5 protein-coding genes are annotated in these 3,579 nt (G+C 39.2%); all 5 read left to right on the top strand.

All coding sequences use genetic code 11. The features are described 5' to 3' along the window. Positions 1-54 precede the first annotated feature (54 nt). Positions 55-603, top strand: coding sequence for a hypothetical protein (locus ACEW8O_RS24145; protein WP_373497192.1), 549 nt, complete (start codon positions 55-57; stop codon positions 601-603). Between the two features lie 224 nt (positions 604-827). Then, a complete protein-coding gene (locus tag ACEW8O_RS24140) occupies positions 828-1,331 on the top strand; it encodes a ubiquinol-cytochrome c reductase iron-sulfur subunit (RefSeq protein ID WP_373497191.1) in 504 nt (167 codons plus the stop codon). After that, on the top strand, positions 1,331-1,879 hold the full coding sequence (locus ACEW8O_RS24135) for a YceI family protein (protein WP_373497190.1): 549 nt from the start codon (positions 1,331-1,333) through the stop codon (positions 1,877-1,879). The genes ACEW8O_RS24140 and ACEW8O_RS24135 overlap by 1 nt, the downstream gene beginning before the upstream one ends. 2 nt (positions 1,880-1,881) lie before the next feature. Next, on the top strand, positions 1,882-2,751 hold the full coding sequence (locus ACEW8O_RS24130; RefSeq protein ID WP_373497189.1) for a DUF5777 family beta-barrel protein: 870 nt from the start codon (positions 1,882-1,884) through the stop codon (positions 2,749-2,751). Positions 2,752-2,829: 78 nt separating this feature from the next. After that, positions 2,830-3,579 (top strand): helix-turn-helix transcriptional regulator (locus ACEW8O_RS24125; protein ID WP_373497188.1); only part of this gene is annotated, 750 nt, incomplete at its 3' end.

The following is a 3,579-nucleotide window of genomic DNA, read 5'->3' as shown; positions in this document are numbered from 1 at the left end:
GGTTTTTGCTTTTGAAAAATCTACCTATATTTAAATGCATAAAAAGAATCTACCGTGGACGCAGGCAATTTAATATATATCATCGCTATCATTATCTACTTTGTCTATACTGCCATGAAGAAAGGGCAAAAACCCCGGGATTTGGATGGTCAGGATAATTTGCCCACTGATAGTCAGCCGCAAAGAAAGCCTGTCTCATTTGAAGACCTGTTGAAGGAAATCAGATCCGGACAACAGGAAAGAGAAAAAGATTTTGAGCAAACAGGACAGGGTACATCTGCCGAATCCACGCCTGTTCCACAGCAAGCGACTGTATCCAGGGAGTTCGAACCTCAAAGGGATATCATGAGAGGGGATAGGCCACGGTCCAAAGCATATGGGGATTATGAAGGAACAGGTGCTGAAATCATAAAGCCCAAGATAAAAACGCTGGACGAACAGGTGAGTCTAACTGCAACTGTAGAAGGCATCAAGTCAAGCATTACATCTGAAAAAATCAAAACCACCAAAACTAAAAGCCGCTACGCAGAAATGCTCAGCAATCCTGAAACTATCAAAGATGCTGTGATCTTAAGTGAAATACTGAACAGAAAGAATTTTTAAAGGTATTTATATTTTTTGATGTGGATTTCCGGTACTACTTAATTACTGATCAATTCAAGTATTATTAGATAGTTAGAATATATTTTTAAACTTCTATTCAATTTCTCTTCAGTGACAATTTTTCAAACAAATAAGTCTTGAAACAAATCTGAAAAAATCCTGTTGTTTTTTTATGATTTGAAAATATCAAATCCATTTGCTCTAACTAAACCGTATATGAAATTATGAAAACAACAACCAACATCAAATCAGGATCACTTTCGGAAGCCAGAAGAGAGTTTCTGAAAAAATCAGGTTCATTGGCAGTAATGTCCATGTTCGGAGTAGCATTTTTCACTAGCTGTTCCACAGATGATACAGAACCAAATAATGGAGGAACGAATAATCCCCCGACTTCAGGTAACGGAATAAGTGTAACGGCAGATGCTGTAACAGTAGATTTGGCCGTTGCAACGTCTCTTGCCGCTGCAGGAGGATGGGCATTGGTCACTGCAGCAAAAGTATTGATTGTGAATATGGGCAACAATAGTTTCAATGCGCTGACCTCTGTTTGCACCCACTCACAGTGTGACAGGAACTGGACCTTTACCAACAATGTATTCACCTGTACCTGCCACGGTTCAAGGTTCAATACCAATGGATCTGTGGTGAATGGACCCGCTACGCAGGCATTGAGATCTTATCCCGCAACTGTTTCCAATAATGTTCTTACTGTAGATTTAGGATAATGAAATACTTAATCTATACGTTTTTGTTTTTTTTGATTTTGACCTTTCCTAAAAAAGTCCACAGTCAGACCTACAAAACCGAAAAAGGCAATGTGGAATTTCTTTCCCAAGCCTCGCTGAATGAATTTACCGGTAAATCCTCAGACCTAAACGGATTGGTGGATTTGGATAAAAACATGCTGGATTTCTATATTGATCTGAACACATTGAAGACCGGGATAGGGCTTAGGGACAGACACATGAGAGAAAACTACCTGGAAACAAAAAAATATCCCTATGCAGAATTTACTGGTAAAATTGCGTCCGGCATCAACTTAAGTAGTGGCCAAAGCAAAAGCGTTACGGCAAAGGGAAAATTTAAGATCCATGGGATAGAAAGAGAAATTGAGGTTCCCGGAAAATTAACCGCTATTTCAGATTCAGAATTGCAATTGGAAGCTGAGTTTAAAGTGTTGCTGAGTGATTACAAAATTGATATTCCAAGTGTTCTGTTTTATGAATTATCAGAAGAACAAATTGTTACTATTAAGGCCAATCTTAAAAAATGAAAATGAAAAGGACTTTATTATTGTTGCTGACCGGTTGTTTACCGCTGATGGTTGCAGCACAGTTGGAAAGAAAACCTGCATCCGAGGTACAGGAAGTTGAATTAATATTCCATGCACCCAGGCATATCAACTTATTGACCGTTGAACCTTTGGATAAAAAAACGCTCCATTTTGCCATCATGCACACCTTCGGGACTTTGGATGGCGGTATTCAGAATCTTTATGGTCTGGATAATGGTGCAAATATTCAGTTCAGTTTCGAATATGCTTTAAATGATAAATTCTCTTTGGCAGCAGCCAGACAGGGCAGGGACAAAATTTATAATCTCTATGGTAGATATCATATCCTGAAACAGACTCAGGATAATAAAATGCCATTTTCGCTTTCATTGATGGGCGGTGCGGGAGTAAACACCTCCAATTACAGTTTCCTGCAGGAAAACAATCCAAACTTTGTCGATAGAAGTTCCTTTGCATTTCAGATCATGGCAGCCAGAAAGTTTTCAGACAAAATAAGTGTTCAGATCACCCCTATGCTTGCTTATTTTGTGGATGCCAATCCGGTCTTCCTTATAGAAGGCGACCAAAATCTCTATTTGGCTCTTGGATTTAGCGGAAAGTATAAAATCACCGGCAAATCTTCCCTGACACTTCAATGGATACCCAATCTCAACAATGACCTTAGAAATAACTTGGGAGTTGGGATTGACCTGGAAGCAGGAGGACATGTGTTTCAGATGTATTTTGTGACTTCACAGGCTCTTAATGAGCAGTATCTGTTGGCTGGAGGAAACGGCGTGCCCGGTGAGGGTTTCAGGGTTGGTTTTAATGTCAACAGGGTATTTGCTACAGGGAGAAGGAAAAACAAATGATAATTTTAATGACATTGCCTGTCTTTTGAAAGGTAGATTCCAGTAGAATTTTCTATCTTTTGCCGTAAATAATCAATTATGGCGCCATCCAATACCATCGAACAACAGAAGATTTTAAGGGTTTTTAAACTGATCAATTTGCTCCGAGGCAACATTGGCAAACCTGTCCACCGGATTGCAGAGTTATTGGATACTGACCCTAGGACGATTTATAGGTATTTTAAATTGTTGGAGGCACTTGGTTTTGAGATAGAAAAGAAGCATTCCAAGTTCAGGATTGTGGACAGGGTAGAAAGTCCCAATGAGTACGCTTATGGGACTTTCAATGAGGAAGAAATCCAATTGATGAATGAACTCATCCAGAAAAGCAGCAAGAAAAACCTGTTGAAGGATTCCATACTGCAAAAAATCAATATCCGGTCCGATTTCCGGCATAGCGTTGAGCAATTGTTCAATGCCAATCTTGGGATTTTTGTGGATCTGATATCAAGATCGATAAAGGATCAAAATCAGGTGATATTAAGGGATTATTATTCGCTGAGTTCTGACTCAGTGACAGACAGGTTGATAGAACCAGTTGCCTTCAACAAAAACTTTGATTCCATCTATGCTTTGGAAGTAGAAAGCAAAGAGATGAAAATGTTCAAAATAGAGCGGATAGGAGAGGTTTTGCTAACTTCAAAGCCTTATAAGTTTCAATCTTTGCACCAACCACTGGAGCAGGGATTGTTTGGATTTACAGGTAAGAACCAATTTTATATACACCTCAAGCTCAGCAAAAAAGCCTATCAATTGATGATGGAAGAATATCCTGATGCCAAACCGATG

The sequence above is a fragment of the Aquiflexum sp. genome (assembly GCF_041749095.1).
Lineage (GTDB): Bacteria > Bacteroidota > Bacteroidia > Cytophagales > Cyclobacteriaceae > Aquiflexum.
The sequence above is the reverse complement of the archived record's forward strand: the minus strand, read 5'-3'. Positions and strand labels throughout refer to the sequence as shown.